The organism is Scytonema sp. PCC 10023, assembly GCF_963920835.1.
Taxonomy (GTDB): Bacteria; Cyanobacteriota; Cyanobacteriia; order Cyanobacteriales; family Nostocaceae; genus Kalymmatonema.
The window spans coordinates 33,842-51,123 of the sequence record NZ_CAWUDP010000024.1 but is presented as its reverse complement, the minus strand read 5'-3'; the positions used below and the strand labels follow the sequence as shown (position 1 = coordinate 51,123).

The 17,282-nt window shown below is 45.2% G+C and carries 15 protein-coding genes; 7 read left to right on the top strand and 8 right to left on the bottom strand.

Annotated elements, in window-relative coordinates; all coding sequences use genetic code 11:
* Positions 1–69 precede the first annotated feature (69 nt).
* Complete coding sequence (gene recF / locus ACM0OZ_RS16410; RefSeq protein WP_414583881.1) at positions 70–1,197, top strand: DNA replication/repair protein RecF; 1,128 nt, start codon at positions 70–72, stop codon at positions 1,195–1,197.
* On the opposite strand, the gene ACM0OZ_RS16405 is transcribed toward recF, so the two are convergent.
* Both ACM0OZ_RS16405 and ACM0OZ_RS16400 read right to left on the bottom strand, forming a co-directional pair.
* Entirely contained in the window at positions 1,194–1,646 is a 453-nt protein-coding gene (locus tag ACM0OZ_RS16405; RefSeq protein WP_414583934.1) for an MgtC/SapB family protein, read from the bottom strand. The genes recF and ACM0OZ_RS16405 overlap by 4 nt on opposite strands.
* Positions 1,647–1,805: 159 nt before the next feature.
* Positions 1,806–1,943, bottom strand: a complete 138-nt coding sequence (locus ACM0OZ_RS16400) for a hypothetical protein (RefSeq protein WP_414583880.1) — start codon at positions 1,941–1,943, stop codon at positions 1,806–1,808.
* Positions 1,944–2,121: 178 nt separating this feature from the next.
* On the opposite strand from ACM0OZ_RS16400, the gene ACM0OZ_RS16395 reads away from it, so the two are divergent.
* The 5 genes from ACM0OZ_RS16395 (at position 2,122) to ACM0OZ_RS16375 (ending at position 7,495) form a co-directional block, all read left to right on the top strand.
* Positions 2,122–4,548: a putative PEP-binding protein gene (locus tag ACM0OZ_RS16395; RefSeq protein ID WP_414583879.1), complete on the top strand. Its 2,427-nt coding sequence runs from the start codon at positions 2,122–2,124 to the stop codon at positions 4,546–4,548.
* Positions 4,549–4,798: 250 nt separating this feature from the next.
* Positions 4,799–5,311, top strand: a complete 513-nt coding sequence (locus tag ACM0OZ_RS16390; RefSeq protein WP_414583878.1) for a hypothetical protein — start codon at positions 4,799–4,801, stop codon at positions 5,309–5,311.
* Positions 5,312–5,363: 52 nt separating this feature from the next.
* Positions 5,364–5,621 (top strand): alpha/beta fold hydrolase, encoded by a 258-nt coding sequence (locus tag ACM0OZ_RS16385; protein WP_414583877.1) that lies wholly within the window; start codon positions 5,364–5,366, stop codon positions 5,619–5,621.
* Between the two features lie 91 nt (positions 5,622–5,712).
* A complete protein-coding gene (locus tag ACM0OZ_RS16380) occupies positions 5,713–6,891 on the top strand; it encodes an RNA-guided endonuclease TnpB family protein (RefSeq protein ID WP_414583875.1) in 1,179 nt (392 codons plus the stop codon).
* Complete coding sequence (locus tag ACM0OZ_RS16375; RefSeq protein WP_414583874.1) at positions 6,854–7,495, top strand: alpha/beta fold hydrolase; 642 nt, start codon at positions 6,854–6,856, stop codon at positions 7,493–7,495. Before ACM0OZ_RS16380 ends, ACM0OZ_RS16375 begins: the two co-directional genes overlap by 38 nt.
* Here the strand turns inward: ACM0OZ_RS16375 and ACM0OZ_RS16370 are convergent.
* Positions 7,475–7,816 carry a hypothetical protein gene (locus ACM0OZ_RS16370; RefSeq protein ID WP_414583873.1) on the bottom strand — a complete coding sequence of 114 codons (342 nt, stop codon included), beginning with the start codon at positions 7,814–7,816 and terminating at the stop codon, positions 7,475–7,477. The genes ACM0OZ_RS16375 and ACM0OZ_RS16370 overlap by 21 nt on opposite strands.
* 53 nt (positions 7,817–7,869) lie before the next feature.
* On the opposite strand from ACM0OZ_RS16370, the gene ACM0OZ_RS16365 reads away from it, so the two are divergent.
* Positions 7,870–9,672, top strand: a complete 1,803-nt coding sequence (locus tag ACM0OZ_RS16365; RefSeq protein ID WP_414583871.1) for a hypothetical protein — start codon at positions 7,870–7,872, stop codon at positions 9,670–9,672.
* Positions 9,673–10,076: 404 nt separating this feature from the next.
* On the opposite strand, the gene ACM0OZ_RS16360 is transcribed toward ACM0OZ_RS16365, so the two are convergent.
* The 5 genes from ACM0OZ_RS16360 to ACM0OZ_RS16340 all read right to left on the bottom strand — a co-directional run bounded on the left by ACM0OZ_RS16360 (position 10,077) and on the right by ACM0OZ_RS16340 (position 16,659).
* On the bottom strand, positions 10,077–10,538 hold the full coding sequence (locus ACM0OZ_RS16360) for an aldo/keto reductase (protein ID WP_414583870.1): 462 nt from the start codon (positions 10,536–10,538) through the stop codon (positions 10,077–10,079).
* A 79-nt stretch (positions 10,539–10,617) separates the two neighbouring features.
* A complete protein-coding gene (locus ACM0OZ_RS16355; protein WP_414583869.1) occupies positions 10,618–11,412 on the bottom strand; it encodes an SDR family oxidoreductase in 795 nt (264 codons plus the stop codon).
* A 28-nt stretch (positions 11,413–11,440) separates the two neighbouring features.
* Positions 11,441–12,082 (bottom strand): nitroreductase family protein, encoded by a 642-nt coding sequence (locus tag ACM0OZ_RS16350; protein WP_414583868.1) that lies wholly within the window; start codon positions 12,080–12,082, stop codon positions 11,441–11,443.
* Positions 12,083–12,105: 23 nt separating this feature from the next.
* Positions 12,106–14,169 (bottom strand): SDR family NAD(P)-dependent oxidoreductase, encoded by a 2,064-nt coding sequence (locus ACM0OZ_RS16345; protein WP_414583867.1) that lies wholly within the window; start codon positions 14,167–14,169, stop codon positions 12,106–12,108.
* Between the two features lie 543 nt (positions 14,170–14,712).
* The gene (locus ACM0OZ_RS16340) at positions 14,713–16,659 is read right to left on the bottom strand and encodes an amino acid transporter (protein ID WP_414583866.1); all 1,947 of its coding nucleotides are present in this window, start codon (positions 16,657–16,659) and stop codon (positions 14,713–14,715) included.
* Between the last annotated feature and the right edge of the window lie 623 nt (positions 16,660–17,282).

Here is a 17,282-nt window from a genome sequence, read left to right as displayed (position 1 = left end):
CTTGTGGAGTGGGCATCTTGCCCGCCCTTATTACAAGAAAATTAAGGGTAGCAGCTTACTCATCCCCTTATGTACCTGAAAACCCTTCACCTCCGACAATTTCGCAACTACAAAGAGCAGCAAGTTGAGTTTACTGCTCCTAAAACAATATTGGTGGGCAATAATGCCCAAGGAAAGTCCAATTTGTTGGAGGCGGTGGAATTGCTAGCGACATTGCGATCGCACAGAATGGCACGCGATCGCGATTTAGTCCGGGAAGGGGAAGCGACATCTCAAATTCATGCCACTCTAGAACGGCAAACTGGCATCAGCGATCTCACTTTAACTCTCCGTCGAAATGGTCGCCGCACCGTTGCTTTAAATAGTGAAACTTTGCGGCGTCAGATGGACTTTCTCGGTGTCCTCAATGCCGTGCAGTTTTCTAGCTTGGATTTGGATTTGGTGCGCGGTGGTCCTGAAGGTCGCCGTAACTGGTTAGATACTCTGTTAATCCAACTCGAACCCGTATATGCTCACATATTACAGCAATATCACCAGGTTTTACGACAGCGCAATGCTTTTTTGAAACACAATGTAGAGACGCGCCACCTCTCGTCTCTACAATCTGAACTGGCTGTGTGGGATGCACAATTGGCTACCACAGGTACACGAGTGATTAGACGACGCGATCGCGCTATACAACGACTAGCCCCTATTGCCAGTGCTTGGCACGCTAGTATCAGTGGCAGTACAGAAATTCTAGAACTCAAGTACTCCCCCAATATCTCTTTAGAGCATTACCATCCAGAACAAGTACAGCAAGCTTTTTTAGACAAAATACAGCTGCGTGCTGTTGCCGAGTTACACCAAGGAACGACGCTTGTCGGTCCCCATCGCGACGAAATAGAATTGACGATTAATCAAACACCTGCTCGTCAATACGGTTCTCAAGGTCAACAGCGAACTTTAGTACTAGCGTTAAAATTAGCAGAATTGCAACTCATAGAAGAAGTTGTTGGAGAACCACCCCTGCTACTGCTTGATGATGTCTTAGCTGAACTAGACCCATCCCGACAAAATCAGTTGCTTGATACGATTCAAGACCGCTTTCAAACCTTAATTACTACCACACATTTGGGTTCTTTTGATTCTCAATGGCTGAATTCCTCTCAAATTCTTTTTGTTAAAGCTGGAGAAATCTCGCTCATGAGTTATTAGCTTTCAAATCTTTTAAAAACATTGAGAACAAAGAAACACAACAACGCACCTATTAATCCTAGCTGCCACCAACCACATCCAGCAGCAATTCCCAAAGCAGCACAAACCCAAATGGCTGCTGCTGAGGTAAGTCCGTGAATTTTAATTCGCGCTGATTCTTGGGAAGATTCACGTAGAATTTCCCCTGCACCAAGAAATCCCACACCAGCTGCAATACCCTGAATCACTCGTGAGAGAGCATCCGCATTCGGTTGATCTGTACCTGTTGCTAGGGATATGAGAGTGAACAAAGCTGCACCAAAACTCACGAGCATATGAGTTCTCAAACCAGCGGGTTTGTGTCTAATTTCGCGTTCTATGCCAATAATTGCGCCAACGAGCAAAGCAAGGCACAATCTAAAAGTAATGTTCAACCAATCATTCGGCGCAATGTAGTAAATGCTAGGCAATGCTTGATCCTTGTCAATTCCTGATGAGATATAATATACAATCACTGGTGTTCCTAATGGTAATATCCTGATAGACATATTTTGCATTGAAGACTCGTTTATTACCATCGTTGTATTTTCTCTGAACTCTAATCCCCATAATCACTTTACTTTTCACTTTTATCTGGAAAATCTCGCTTTCTTTCGTCTCTCCTGCTTTTGAGAGGCTTTTACCTTAGCCCCTTCCCTACTCAGGTTGGGAACTGGGCGGTTAGGTTCCTTTGTTGCTTTTTCCACATCACCTGAAAAGTCAGCCATAACCACAAGTTAAATCAGCATAATTAAACATAAATGGTGGAAAAATGGTGGAAGCTCGTTGTAGTAGTTTTCTAGTAGATGACAACGGACTACCTGCCATTTGTGAAGCCGTAGTTACATTACGGACACAGTCATTCCGTGTTCGTCGCAATTAGACAATAGACAACAAATTAATTGAGTGGACAAACTCTACTGGCTTGATCAAATTAAACTGCAAGACCGCGCCAAAGTTGGTGACAAAGCATATTATTTAAGCAAAATCATGCAGCGTGGTTATCCGGTGGTGCCTGGTTTTGTGGTTTCAGCGGAAGTTTTGCGAGAATTTTTAGAAACTCTCAACAGTTCGGAGGCGTTAGTCGCTGACTTGCCACATTCTTCCTTACACCTAGATGTCAATAATTGGCGTCAACTTCAGCAGGTTGCTGGGCGCTTACGTCAAGAAATTAGTACTGCTGTTTTGCCACCGCACCTGTTAAATACAATCGTGAATGCAGCTAAAGAATTGGAATCTGCATACCTGATTTTTCGACCAAGTATTGTCGTCCCAACTAAAAGACATGGGATAGGGAATACATCTGGATTGCTGGAATCCCAAGTGTGTCGATGTGATGAACAAGCGATCGCCCTAGCATTGAAGCGCACTTGGAGCCAGATGTTTCGTGCCAAGAGTTTATTGTACTGGCAATGGGCAGGCATTAACTTGCAACAAATTCATTTGGGCGTTTTGGTACAACCCTTAAAGAATGCGATCGCCAGTGGCTCACTGTATGCCAACTCTTCTGAATGGGAAATCCTAGCTACATCCGGATTAGGACTAGCAATAAATCAAGGTGATGTCTTACCAGATGTTTACTACATCCATCCGGTAACTGGTGCCGTCAGAGAGCAGCAACTAGGCAATAAAATGCTAGCTTACTTTCTTAATGATACAGCAGCTGTAGCTACTTTACAAACCGTGCCAGCTTCGCCGCTTACCTCAGATGAGTCAAGTCTTGTTACTTACCTATTAGACGAAGACCAGCAAAAACAGTACGCTTTACCAGAAGAATATCTGCAATCACTCATTCAACTGGCAAATCGGCTTGTTAAAGAAATAGGTAGACATTTTACCTTTGAGTGGACTCTCTGTTGTGACCCGACAAAGACGTTATACCTGACCCAAGTTAGCACCCCTCAAGCTACCATTTCTAATTTCCACTTGCTTAAGGGATTGGCAGCAGCACCGGGACGTGTGACGGCAACTGCTCATGTGATTATTAATTCACAGCAAAAACCAGAACAACCACCCAAGCAAGTGATTTTAGTAGCACCGACGATAGCACCTGATTGGTTACCAATACTACAAAATGCATATGGTATTATTACTGAGCAAGGAGGATTAACTAGCCACGGTGCTATTCTTGCTAGAGAATTAGGAATACCAGCAGTTGTACGAGTAGAGCATGCTACAAAAATTATTCAGACTGGCGAAAGATTACTGATTGATGGCGACAAGGGAGAAGTTTATCGTCTCACAAGAGAAGTTGGGGAATCTGGGGAGATAGGAAAAGAGGACAAGGGGACAAATCAATTCAAAATTCAAAATTCAAAATTCAAAATTTGGAATTTCTCCTCATCTCCCTCATCTCCCTCATCTCCCTCATCTCCCTCATCTCCCTCATCTCCCTCATCGCCCTCATCCCCGATAAGGGCGATGATTGGAACTCAGCTGCTAGTTAACTTGAGCCAGCCCAGTTTGATAGAGCAAGTGCAAAGCTTACCTGTAGATGGTGTGGGATTATTACGAAGTGAGCTGATGGCTCTGAATATACTGGAAGGGCAAGACCCTTATACTTGGGTGCGGGAAGGACACCAGACACAATTGCTTGAGCGTTTGCGTGAGCAAATTATGCAGTTTGCTCGCGCCTTTGCACCAAGACCTGTTTTTTATCGGTCTTTGGATTGGCGTTCTCATGAACTGTCATCTTTTAACGATAGTCTACAATCTTCAACTCAGTCTATGCTGGGGGAACGTGGCACCTTCAGCTATTTGCAAAATCCCGCAGTTTTCGAGTTAGAATTGGCTGCTTTGGCGGCTGTACAGAAAGCAGGATACAACAATGTTCACCTGTTGTTACCTTTTGTACGCACAGTGGAAGAGTTTTCCTTTTGCCGTCAAAAAGTTGAGCAAGCAAAGTTAACTCAAGTACCGCAATTTCAATTGTGGATTATGGCAGAAGTGCCAAGCGTGTTATTTTTACTACCAGAATATGTAAAAGCAGGTGTAGCCGGAATTTCAATTGGTACTAATGACCTAACTCAACTCCTGCTAGGAGTGGATAGAGAGCAAGGACAATTGGCAAAAGCGTTTAATGAACGTCATCCGGTCGTGATGGGTGCTGTTGCTCAACTGATTCAAACGGCAAAAAGTGCAGGGATTCCTTGTTCTATTTGCGGTCAAGCACCAGTGCTGTATCCTGAGATTATTGAGCAACTGGTAGAGTGGGGCATCACTTCCATTTCTGTGGAACCAGAAGCTGTTGAGCGGACATATTTGGCGATCGCTCGTGCTGAGCAAAGGATACTTTTAGAAGCAGCACGGCGTCAACTCAATCAATCAAGATAGCCCACAGGCTTCGTAATATGACACCGAACTATTCCTTATTTTGATGAAGCCTTCATTGTATTACTGAATACAGCTTAGCTTTAAATTCGAGACATTCTTTAGATGGAAGTTAAGTGAAGCAGCAAGATTTATGCTTTTCCTATATGGCATTGATTCTAAAGCTCTAACAGTCATGAAATTTGTTAGAAAATTTGTCACGCAATCTTAACTATTGTCTTTCTAAAACATAAATTCACAGAGCTACTCTATTATGCGTACTTCCTTGCTGCTGAGTGTCGCTACACTGTCGATTGTTTTTAGTGGGTTATCAGCTCAAGCTGAAACTGCAAAATCCGCCAATTCTGGGGCGATTGCGCAAAGCGCAGTGCCAGAGGCAATCGCAACTGTTGAAAGTCAAAGGCTGAGTTTTCCAAAAACCGCGCTTCAATCTCATTGGGCTACAACTTTGGCTCACTTAGTCAGTCCAATCGCTGTTAATTCTGCTGCCAAGCCTATCCCAGGAAAAGCTCTGACTTCTGCCTCTGCTCTCTTGGCTCGACCTTCTAAAACTGTAGCTCCTATGGCTCAAGTTGATACGACGACACCAGGCACGACACCAAATCAGACCATACCCGGTACAACTACACCAGACACGACACCAAATCAGACCATACCCGATACAACTACACCAAATCAGATCACACCAGACACGACGACACCAGACACGACGACACCAGGCACAACCACACCAGACACGACCGATTGGAATGCTTATCGACCCTGAAACCAACCTTCGAGAATAGGAACGACCTGCGAAGCAGATTTCCGAATTGCACATGGGCGATCAATTAATTGAAAAGCCGATTGATTTAGCAGAGTACAGGACAATTTATCTAGAGGGAGGAGATGCACCAAACTCAAATCCCATCCTGTTTTTGCATGGCTGGGGGATGACCACAGCACCCTACCGCGATAGCTTAAGTCTTTTATGCCAACGCTATCGAGTGATTGCACCCGATTTACCCGGTTTTGGGAAATCTACTCAGCGCAAGTGCGTTCCCGATCACATGAGCTACGTAAATTACGAGTCGTGATGCGTAAAGCCCCTCGCCTTTAGGCAGGGGATATAAGCGAAGAGGACAAATTTATTTGTCTCTATCTTACAGTATTGTGTAAGATAGAAATATGGCAGAACTATCTTTGACACTAAAGCTTCCTTTTTATCGACTTAACAAAGTAAAGGCGCTTGAGTTTGAGCGACTAACCGCTGTCAATACTCAGGTTGCCAACAATCTACTTTTGGTCGATAAAAAAGAACGTAAAAAGTTAACTAGTTCTGCTTTCCACCATGTAGAAATAGGTTCTGCCTGGATTAATCAAACAATTCGCAATACAAATGCAAGAACAGGAGTAAGGTATTTTAAGCGAATGTGGTTAGAAACCAATAACCAGAATTTTGAGATATCCAAGCAAGGCAATTTCTACACTGTTGCTTTCAATTTATTGAGAGGACGGAAAGGGCGAATACCTCTGGATGTTCATGCATCCTCGCATACCGAAATACTGGAAAAAATAATTGATGGATCTGCTAAGTTAGGTAGCCTAAAACTGTGTAAATCCAAAAAAGGTATTTGGTATGCACTTATATCTGTATCTATGGAAGTTCCAGGTGCAGGTGAAGTTAAAGGATGGATTGGAGTGGATAGAGGTCAAAACAATATTGCTGTCGCTGCACTTCCCAAGGGGTTTGGCAAGTTCTGGAAAGGTGGACTCCTCAAGCAGTTGAGAAGACAATTTCAACGCACTCGTAGAACACTTCAAAAAGCCAAACAACTAAAAGAAGTAAAGCGACTAGAGCAACGTGAAAGACGTATTATGACCCATATTAATCAGGTTATTTCAAAAGAATTAGTACAGTTTGCTAAGGATTTTGGAATGGGATTGCGGTTTGAAGATTTGTCTGGTTGTCGTCAGACGATGAAACAAACCAAGAAAACAAAGTCTGATGCTGCCAACAACCGTGATTCGTGGGCGTTCTATCAACTTGAATTATTTTCCAGATACAAGGCAATCAAAGCAGGTGTACCTGTTGAATCTGTACCAGCACCTTATACAAGCAAATCCGATCACCGCAATGGGGTGTTAGGGGTGCGAAATGGTGATTGGTTCAAAGGATTTGATGGTTATAGATGCAATGCTGATTGGAACGCTAGTCAGAATATAGGTCAGTGGATAGGTTTTTCATGCTCTCTGGATCTTCAGAAGGCTGTATCTGCAATGGATGCAGTTGATGCAGAGGGCGGGGTCAATGACAGTCCCTTAACTAGTGAAGCGTCTAAGCAGGTGGATTTATCCCCTGCTTAGACAACCGCTAGAATCGCCGTCAATTTATTGCGGCGAGTGTCAAATTGTTTCTTTTCTACAGGCACTGAACATTCAAACCGTGCATGTAATTGGTCACTCAGGGGGAGGTGCAGTGGCGATCGCCCTCGCAGCCACAATGCCATCCCTTGTGAGCAGTCTTGTCATCTCAGATAGCACAGGAATTCCGCTCGGTGCGTTACCAAGGGTTGCGCTGCGGAGGTTAATCGAAATGGTGATGGAAACTCCAAAAGTAAAGCCCGTGCCAATGCTGCGATTTTCACAGGCACTTCTCTACAATGGGGTGTTTAGAACTCAAAATGTGATTCAATCGGCACGGCTTGGGCTTAAAAAAGATTTACGACCGCTGCTGCGACAGATTCAATCCCCGACTTTAGTGTTGTGGGGAGGGAACGATCGGTTTATTCCAGTACAACTGGGTTATGAGTTTGCACAATATATTCCTGATGCTCGGATGATCGTTGCTGAAGGGGAATATCATGAATGGGCAATGTTTCGCCCAGAAAAATTTGTGCCAATGATCGTTGATTTTCTGGACGAAGTTGAGAAGTCAGGATCATTTTGCTCAACATACGCGGGTAAGTAGGGTGAAACTCCCGCTTTCAGCTAGAATTCGACGGGTTTCCGGTACACCAATATTCCTGACTTTCCACATTCCGTGGAAAGTCAGGACAGAAGACAGGCGCAGATTCACTAGGTTTGGACAACGGATGTCGCAAGCAACCAGATTGCCACGCCGAGACCAGCTACAGTCATGGTTGTGAGAACTGGATGCTTCGAGGCTTTCACATATATGCTGCCCGAGCGAATCCATCCTTGGTAGGTTCCCCTCTGGTGCATACCATAGCCAGCCCGATAGAGCGCGGGACGTGGGTTTGCTCCCGCCAATACCGCTCGGCTTCTTCAATTAATTGAGATGAATTCTAGACTAAGATGAACATTGGAGGAAATTAGCTAAAATTGAACAAAAATACAGTTCGTTATGCAAAAATGACAGATAAATCTTCAAAGCCTCAAATTAAAGATAAACCCAAAATCTGTGCCATTGATCTAGACAAAGAAATCATTGAAGCGCTACAAGATAGAGGTCTGCAATGTTTTAATGGCAGTTTAGGCTCCCAAGTAAAAGTACCAAATTCAGCCAGATGTGATACCCATCCAGTGTTGCTAAATTTTAATTTTCCACCTAATCTCCATGAATATGATATTGTAATTGTTGATTTGCAAGATCATGAACCAATTGAATATAACGAGATTGAACATACGAGAGCGTCGTTTAAAGGAAGCGAACAATACATTCTACTTAGCAGCTATCCAGAAACAATTTTTGACCCACGACCATTTTCTGCAAGTCTTCTTGGAAAGGAACTGCAAAAAGGTTTTCTTAAAAAAGAAACGTTACTCATCGTATTTTCTGCCCCACAGGAAAGAATCGAATACCACTCGGCAGTGGTAACACATCGCGGCTATCATGAGCAGAATTCTGTGGAGTATGCCCTATATGAGTTTATTCCATGCGTTCACACAGTACGCAATAAGATAGGTCATAATGTAGTTTTATCTGACATCACTGGAGATATAGGAAGTCTCATTCGTAACTACATTAAAAACTTTAGATACTTAGCTGTTTTTGAACATCCAACAATTTGGTTGTCTAATGAAAGAAAAACTGTTGAGAGAAGTAATTTTTTGCCTTTACTGTTTAATTCAGATAATGAAATTGTAGGGTTTGTAGACTTTTTGTTTCAGCCGACAATGATTTTTGTTTTTCCTCAAATAGTCAACAAAAAGAAAGAGTTTTTGCTTGAGTTTATTGATGAAACTCTACCTGGCATATTTCCTAAAATTTTTCCCTATTCTGAGCAATTTTCTTGGCTTAAAGCAGATACATACTTTCTTCCTAATCAAGCAAGTCTCCTCTCAAGAAAAGAATTATTGTATAATGAATATACTAAAACCTTAGCCAAGATAGAAGAAGAAATTAAGGAAAATCAAGCAAAATACAAATTTTTACATGATTTACTAACTGAAACAGATGAGCAACTCGTAAAATCCGTTGAAATATTCTTCAAATGGCTTGGCTTTACAAATGTTATTAATATGGATGAAAGTAATCCAGAAATTAAGGAAGAAGATCTTCAGCTTATTTTAAAGAATGGTTTATTAGTTGTTGAAATCAAAGGCATTGGTGGAACATCTAAAGATAGTGACTGTTCACAAGTAAGTAAAATTAAGTATAGACGCTCAAAAGAGCGAAATAGCTTTGATGTATCTGCCTTATATTTAGTCAACCACCAACGATATTTACCTCCTGATAAAAGAAAGAATCCCCCTTTCACTGAACAACAGATTGCTGATGCTCAATCAGATGAAAGAGGATTGCTAACCACATATGAGCTTTTCAAACTTTACTTTAAAATTGAAGAAGGTTTTGTAACTAAAGAAGATGCTAGAGCTGCTTTGTTAAAATACGGGCTTGTGCAATTCAAACCCTCAAACGCGAGTTTACTTGGATTTCCTCTAGAAGTTCATCACAAAGGAAAAGTCATAATACTTAACATTGATAATCTTCCTCTGCGTGAGGGCGCGACTATCATTATCTGCAACGATGGAACTTGGTTTAAAGCAGAGGTGCTAGAAATTCAAGTGAATGGGAAAAAAGTTGAATCTATTGTTGAGGGTGAAGTAGGTGTTAAACTCAGCCATGGCGTACAAAAAACATCTGAACTATGGTTGCAAGATATAGATACTAGAAACAGTTGAGCAATACTTGACGTAAGCTAACACGGCGATCAAGCCGACGCCCAAGAGAGCTTGAGGGTGATGTAATGCAGAGGTTGCTTGCCGTTACTAAATATTGATCGTTACGCAGCCATATCGCAGTTCTAATACAAATGCAAAATCCTTCTAGTTCTACACAGGGATAGAGGAACAATAAACTTCATCTAATACTGTTTATAATGACGATCACGAAAACAGGCAGTAAAAGCGATAGCAAAGCGAAATGTTTGTGCGTTTGCTTGATTGCTATCGAACCCAGAGAGTCCTTCCGGGAGGCAAATAACAAATAGTCATCAATCACCATCACACGCCGTAGCATAACACCAATCAGGCGATCGCATCCCCAACTTCCCCCACTAGCCGAGTCAGGGAGCGATTTCCTGGCTTCACTGCCTAACTAAATTCATCATCGCTTCTGGATAACGTGCGCCAGCAGCAACGCCTCGGGGCGCTACTTCATCAATTTCCCGGAGGTCTTCCAGCGTTAAAACGATGTCCACTGCTGCGGCATTTTCTAGGAGATATTGCCGTCGCTTCGTACCGGGAATCGGCACAATGTCCTCACCTTGAGCCAGCACCCAAGCTAAAGCAAGTTGTGATGGTTTACACCCCTTTCTTGCAGCAATTTCCTCAATCTTCCGCACAAGTTCCAAATTTTTCTGAAAGTTTTCGCCTTGAAAGCGCGGTGACTGACGGCGATAGTCATCCGGTGGTAAATCCTCAAACTGTTTAATTTGTCCGGTTAAAAACCCGCGACCTAATGGGCTGTAGGCTACAAAGCCAATGCCCAGTTCTCGGCAGGTCGCAACGTCCAAGCGATCGCCGTGAGGCGAGTGCTGATTAACCACAGCTTTGATGGTTTCTCTTTGATCGCGGCAGCAGATGTTAGAGAATTTAACTCTCGGGCAAATCGAGCGATCCAAAGAGTTAGAGCATTTGAATACCACCACTTACAGGTAAATAAGCTCCCGTAATAAATCTTGCTTCTTCTGAAGCTAACAGCAGAATTGCACCTGCAATATCTTCCGGCAGTCCATTTCGTTTCAATGGAACCATTTGAGCAGAAGCGTCTTTATCTTCCTGCGGTACCTGAGCCGTTGCATCAGTCAGTACTAATCCGGGTGCTACAACATTAGCACGAATTCCGTGGGGACCCAGTTCCAATGCGAGGCTATTTATAAAAGCATTCAATCCAGATTTTGCCGTGCTATGGGCAGAGAATCCCTCACTCGGAGAGCGAGACACGCTACTGCTCACTGCAATGATGCAACCCCGCTTCTGTTCAATCATGGATGGAACGACTGCCTTGCAAGGAAAAAAAGCACCTTTGAGTTCTCCAACGAGTTTTGCTTCAAAGTCTTCCCAGCGATAGTCTACAAAGGGAGCGATAGGAAACCCAGCATTGGCATTGATCACCACCGTATCAATTGGACCAAATGCCTCTGCAACCTGTTGCACCATTGCGTCTACTTGCTGAGGATCTCTCACATCTGCTTTGACGGCTAGCGCTTGACCCCCTTCTGATGCAATCGCTTCCACCACCTGCCCAGCAGCTTCCTCACTGCCATAATAGTTAACACCAACGGCTGCACCGTGGCGTGCCAGTAGTTTAGCAGTCGCTGCACCAATACCGCGACTTGCACCTGTAATGAGGACGACGCGATCGCTCATTAACTTGTAATTGTCTAAAATTTGACTATTTTGAGGCTGTGTAGTAACCATAGTCATTTCCTTTCACGCTGTTGAGTATTTAATGGCTCTTGACGAGTGGTGAGGGCTGGTTCCATCTGCCCGAGAAAACAAATTCTTCTAAAGGCTTACGGGTGCGCGGGGCTAACTCTCGTTGCTGCAACCTTTCAGACAGAGTTTGTGGATCTCCTAAATAACCCAGCGCAATTGCGGCGACTGGCTCGTAGCCTTCAGCAATGCTGTAGACCTCTCGCACTTTGGGTACGTCAAACCCTGCCATTTGATGGATAAATAAACCCAATGCAGTTGCTTGGATTGCCAGGTTGTCTGCTGCCGCCCCGACATCGTGAAATGCGTGTCGGTTCTCCACACCATTGCGCTCAAAGTAAAGCTTTGCCACAGAAACCATTAGCACCGGAGCGTTCTTCGCCCACTCTTGATTCCCTTCTGCTAGACAGCTCAATAGACGATCAAACTCAGCTTGGTTGTCTTTAGTGGCAATAATAAAGCTCCATGGCTGCTCATTGTATGAAGAAGCTGCCCATCGTGCTGCTTCTAAGACACTGCATAATTTTTCCGGCTCAACTGGTCGATCGCTGAAAGCCAGAGGACTCCAGCGTTGGCGCAGCAAATCTTCGATTGGATATTGGGCCTGGGATGTTTTGTCTATCGGCGGTTCATTTGTAATAGCATTGGTTGTCATGTGTGTACCTTAATGAATGAAGCTCAAAGTGTAGTGACGGGTTGAAGATTTGCCAGACCCATATGAAATAGAGCATCCTGTACAATTAATTCCGGCAAAACATCCTTGAACATTTGCACCGTCTGCTGAATACGCTCAAAATCTTCGGGATTGTCCAAGCGTTCGCGTAGCGTCTCTGAAAGAGAATCGCGCACTTCCCGCTCACCGATCGCAACAGCAGGACACAGACGACTAGCAGCGTCTTCTGCTTTTTGCATAATATTCTGCTTGAGAAGTTGATATTCCGGTCGCTCCCGCCAAAGCTTGATGTCTTCCCATGCTGGTAGGAAAAATGCAGGCCATCGAGCTAATGCCTGGTAATCAGAGTTGACAATCGGTACACCGAGAGTTTGTTTGATGTCTCGATATACTTGTTGCATTTCTGCCGAGATTTCCCGAACAGACTGCTCGCCAATCAGTTGGATCTCTGTGTGGCTATATGCATTTGGTCCGCGACGAACATCAGCATTGCCCTCCTGACCGACCACTTCGCCTGCCAAAGTTCGGCTCAAGGCAATTTGCTGAATCAGCAATTGGGGATTGCCAAAGGTAAATGCATTCAGTACTCTCTGGATCTGATGCCGCTGTGCTTCGTCCACATCAATTTGATAGCCCGGTTGATACCAGTCGTTAGTATCCCGGTAAACACGTTCGGTAATGGCGATCGCATCTTCCAAAAAAGATTCGGTTTGCATTGCCCCTTTGAGACGTTCCCAAAACAACTGCATCACCGATGGATACATCGCATAAGCTCGCCAGTTTGCAGGTATCCAGGGAATTCCCAACGTGGTTTGAACGTCGTTTAAACAGGCTTGAATTTCAGGTGATGCCTGGGACGGTTCGATCAACGGGAATGCTGATTGCTCGTCTTCTACAATCGCTGGTTCAGGGGATGGCGTTTGTACAGCAACTTCAAAGGACTCAGCCTCTGTTGCGGAGAATTGTTGGGGTTGTACCTGTCCATTTGATCGCTCAGTTTCAACCGACTGATTTGCTCCAGAACCATCTGTGTCTAGAGCTGCGATCTCGTTGTTCCGCCGTGCAGCTCTGTTGCTCAAGTAAGTTAACCAAGAGGGCGACAAAAACGAGTGGCTGTCTTTTCCAAAAGCGCGCTCCTTGCCAGCGCCGTCTGCGCCGGGTAACAACCGATTCATCAAACTGAGCAAATTGGAAAATAGCCCCGGAAACAGAGCATAGAACTTGGCAGAGATCCAAAAAGGAAGCGGCACAATCAATTCTGCATCACCCCGTCGAGCCGCCGCTATGGTTTGGCGAGCAACATTTTCAGCGCTGGTGGAGATCAAAGGCAACGAATCGCTAATGCTGAACCAGGCAAACTCCTTACGGTGCTGACCTTTGACAATGACATGATCCACAACGCCCGTACGGATGAAACCGGGACATACAGTTGTGACAGCAATCCCGTCTTTTGCCAGTTCTGTCCGCATCGCTTCAGACAGCCCGGTTAAGGCAAACTTACTGGCGCAATACGCCACCATGTGCGGGGAAACTACCTTACCACCAATCGAAGAAATATTAACAATCCGTCCAGCCTGCCGTTGCCGCATTTCGGGGAGAACGGCATAGGTGGTGTACAATGGTGCCCAGAAATGCAGCTTCATTGTATCGTCATAGTCCTCCATTGTCATGGTTTCCATTGGACCAACAATGTCAGTACCCGCGTTGTTGATCAGGATGTCGATCGCTCCAAAGCCATCACGCACCTGCTGCACCATCTGCTCAACTTGAGTTTGATCCGTCACATCACAAGGAAGTGCTAGAACCTCTCCACCTCGTTGCTCTAACTCGATCCGCGCTTCTTCCAGTTCTGTTGTGTCACGCGCACAGATTGCCAAACGTGCGCCTGCCTCAATCAACTGGCGCGCCATGACTAGACCTAACCCCCGTGAACCTCCTGTCATCAGTACGGTCTTGCCGTTCAGGTCGTATGTACGTTCCCGCCACCAGCGATCCAACAAAAGTGAACTCAGCAATGTACCGATGATGCCTACTGTAAGAATAAGTAAATTCTGATAGTTTACATTCATAAATAGCCAGATCCTGATGACAATGCTTGCGGTTAATGTTTAAATGAGCGCGAATGTCTTGAAGACCTTAAATTGAAAAGTGCTATGGCTGATCCTAAATCCGCTCTTAAGGAGCTTCCCTCCTGCTAAAGTTGTGCTACCTAAGTGATCGAGCTACCGAAAGGGATAAACCAGTTTTAAGTTTGGATGTATCAGCCCAAACACCATAGCCTTGATCTCCTTGACGCGGCTCCTTTGGAGCATTGCCGACTAATCACACCTGGTTCAATTGCCACTTGGGTCAAAACGTGCTATAATCAGCAATTGCATGAATGCCTATACGCACTCATGCCACAACTGACACACTGCTTTACATTTATTTACCGAAGAAGAATTCAGGAGCCAGAATCCAGCTTGGGGATTGTTTAGACTGGATGTCCAAGGGAAGTTTAGAGCAAGTGATTTTACAGTTTTGTGAATAAAGAAAAATATCCACGCTTGAAACCCCTGACTTGATTGCTGGGGTATTCTGACTCTTGACTCCTTTTCATGCCTAGCAGTCGTTCATCCTCCGACATGGATGGCAGGACGCCGCTCAGGATCTTTCTCAGCCTTACGAAGGACTTCACGCGTAACCACAGCAATATCCCCCTCACCAAACAAGATAAAGCGGAGCAAGTATTGTATCGGGTTTCCCTCAACCCAACCAAAATAACCATGCGGAATCTTACCCGTTTGGTCGCGGATGTAGAGAAGTAAAGCGGCGATCGCGTTAGGGACGGCTGCACTCTCAGCACGCAGGATGCGGTACTGACCGACCTCCACCCCTTTAACTCTGATGATGTTTGCAAATTCTGAAGCATCGGATACCCGAATCTCTAGAAACAGGATCGGATCGGTGGGCGGAATATGGTTGTCCTCGCGCACCTCTTGCTCCTTTAAAGCATACTCTCGCACATCACCCTCAGTCAATCGGTTAGCAATCAGTCGTATCGCACCTCGGCTCTGTTGATCAATGAAGCGACGGGCATTTTCGTCAATTTCAATCCGTTCCACTCGTAGTTCGAGCGATCGCCACACGCGGGAAACCAGCGAACTGAGGATGATAGCACCGATGAAGAACCCAGCAATCCTAATCCCCTCGGGTCTCTCGATGATATTGACAATAGTGGTATAGACAAACAGCAGGGTGATGGTTCCAAAAGCGAGCCTTCCTCGCTTGAGTCTGTGGCGATGGGCTGATAAGGTCACAGCAAAAGCAGCCGAGGTGATCAACACAAGCACGCCAGTTGCGTAAGCCCCACCTTGAGCTTCCACATTAGCTTTGAAGAGAATTGTGACAACAAAAGCAATAACTGTATAGACTAACACCAGAGGACGCGCTGTCCGTGCCCAATTCGGTGCCATGCCATAGCGCGGTAGGTAGCGGGGTACGATATTGAGAAGCCCTGCCATTGCGGATGCACCTGCAAACCAGAGAATGGTGATGGTACTTATATCGTAAATTGTGCCAAAGCCATTGCCTAGATACTGATGTGCTAAATAGGCGAGGGCGCGCCCACTTGCCTTGCCCCCGGTTTTAAATTCTGCTGCTGGAATCAGTAGAGTCGTTACAAAGCTGCTGGTGATCAAAAAGAAGCTCATGATCCCAGCAGCAACAGTGAGCAGCTTGTGTGTATTGCGAATGCGCCCTTTGGGCTGTTCCGGCAAATCACTCCTGCTGCCCTGCACCAGAGGCATAACCGTCACCCCAGTCTCAAAGCCTGACAATCCCAAAGCAAGCTTTGGGAATACCAGGACGGCTACGCCGATCATGACCAAAGGGTTCTGATGAGTAGCAAAAAGACTACTCTGCCAATCAGCGATCGCAGATGGTTGATTCAGAACCTGATACAAACCGACGCTCACGACAACGAAATTCAACAGTAGATAAACTCCAACCAAAAAGACTGCAATACTGATTGCTTCTCGGAAACCTCTAAGAAAAACTGCGGCTAGCAATGCCACGAGTACCAGCGTAATACCGACCGGCTGATGGTGAAGCCAATTTGGCACGAGCGGGTTTTCGATGATATGGGCAGTAGCATCAGCAGCCGAAAGGGTAATGGTAATGATGAAGTCGGTTGCTACAAAGCCGAGTAGGCAGAGTACGAATAGCTTGCCTTGCCACCAGGGGAGCAAGTGTTCGAGCATAGCAATTGACCCTTCGCCATGAGGACTTTTGGCAGCAACGCGACGATAAATCGGCAATGCCCCAAACAGCGTCAGCAAAACCAGAATCAGGGTTGCCACAGGAGAGAGAGAGCCAGCTGCCAATGCTGCAATACCAGGTTGATAGCCAAGCGTCGAGAAATAATCTACACCTGTCAAGCACATAACCTGCCACCAAGGATGGCAGCGGTGTCGTTCTTCTTTGCGGTAGGGTCCTTCCTTCTCTTTTCGGTCTTCTTCGAGCAACCAGTTGATGAACTTTGTGCCGATCCTTTTTGATGGAACGATTGATTTAGCCATCAAACGCTACTCCTGCTGTACAGCTACATTTATATAATTTGGCGCTACGATACATAGCTCTCATAATTATCCCTTCCTAAGAACTAAACTCTTCGAGTAGAGATAACGCACCCGCTTTGAGAAGGATTTTGGTCGTGTTCCAATTTTAAAAGCCCAAATGATCAGTCCACAATGTTGATTTTCCCGAGGACTTTCTCTCTTGAGCTATAACAAGCAATGCAGAGGCGTATTTATTTTTGGAAATAGGAGTATGTGAAGTACCTACACTAACTGCAAGCAGTGAGCGTGTAGGCTTCCGGTATCACTTGCCCTTCGGGTTCAGCAGTCGCCTGCGACGGGAAACCCGTCTTCAGCGCTGCTTCACCGTTGCCTCTTCATGCAAGCACGATTTGGTCTTATACAGCATCTCTCGCCGATAGGCGTTTACGCATGTCTTGCCTAGCTCCCGGCAGTCGCCCAGCCAACCGAGCGGCGAATATCTTTTGATTTAGGGATTTCTTTATCGGGAAACTACGGTATTCGCTTCCAATCCCAATGTGGTGTCTAGCCTTTTTATTTCCCCTGCGAGCGGTTCGCCCACCACGGCTACTCCTCTCTCCCAACTAGGGGTTTGGGATAGGTTG